A 1069-nucleotide genomic window follows, 5' to 3' on the forward strand; every position below is an offset into this window, starting at 1 on the left:
GGTGAAAGGAAAAGATACGGGAATCAGTATCATTGACTCCACTAAATTGGTAGTTTGCCATAATCTTCGGATTAAAAGGCATCGTGTATTTAAAGGCTTGGCCGGCCGTGGAAAAAGTAGTACGGGTTGGTTTTATGGTTTTAAATTACATATCGTTATCAATAATTTAGGTGAAATTATTAATCTCAAACTGACATCGGGAAATGTTCATGATGTTGCTATATTAGAATCTTTAACTCAAGAATTAAAAGGAATCCTACTCGGAGACAAAGGCTATTTGAGCAAAGCAAAAGCCGAAACTTTAGCAGCAAGAGGACTGAAAATATTGACCCCATCACGTCGGAATATGAAAAATAAACCCATCCAAACTGAAGAAGAAAAACAATTACTTTGCAGAAGAGGATTGATCGAAACCGTGAATGATCAATTAAAAAATTTACATCAACTTGAACATTCACGTCATCGTTCGGTAAATAACTTCATGGTGAATATCATGGCTGCTGTAGTGGCTTATTGTTTGAATCCCAATAAGCCAACTTTCCAAAATATGCTAAAAGGCTAAGCAGATTTCGTCGAACTCAGGTTATCTAATCTCCTTTAAAAAAAGAGAGGAATATCACGAATCTATTACCGAAATCAAATTCGTGCAAAGTCCTCCTTTAAAAAGGGGGGATTCTTTCACACAAGCTCGATAAACCTGCTCCACCACATTATCCAACTGCTTCACGATCTGCCCATTATCAAACCTAAGCACCTTTAATCCCAACTCAGCCAAAGCTTCATCCCGAATTTGATCTGCTTCCAATCCGTCATCAGTAAAGTGCTGACTACCATCACACTCAATCACCAAATTGGCAGAAGGACAGTAAAAATTGCCCTCACCCCAACCCTCTCCCACAGGGAGAGGGAGCGTCATCCGATTGAATAATTACTTGGCTTTCACAATAAGATTCCCTCTCCTTTTAGGCATAGGTATCTACACATCTTTAGGTACCTAATGCAATTGTTGCGATTTCATTCAGTTCATCTATTGAATATTCCGAGAGCAGTTGAAGAGTGTTCAGTAAAA

1 protein-coding gene and 1 pseudogene are annotated in these 1069 nt (G+C 38.5%); one reads left to right on the forward strand and one right to left on the reverse strand.

What is annotated here, in order from left to right; genetic code table 11:
* Nucleotides 1-562: IS982 family transposase (locus tag ACE01T_RS08430; protein ID WP_395519104.1), on the forward strand; the 562-nt coding region annotated here is incomplete at its 5' end.
* A gap of 54 nt (nt 563-616) precedes the next feature.
* Here ACE01T_RS08430 and ACE01T_RS08435 read toward each other — a convergent pair.
* Nucleotides 617-874, reverse strand: a pseudogene (locus ACE01T_RS08435) (endonuclease domain-containing protein); the annotation flags it as partial.
* Nucleotides 875-1069 lie beyond the last annotated feature (195 nt).

Source organism: Acinetobacter uliginosus, assembly GCF_044130295.1.
Classification (GTDB): domain Bacteria; phylum Pseudomonadota; class Gammaproteobacteria; order Pseudomonadales; family Moraxellaceae; genus Acinetobacter.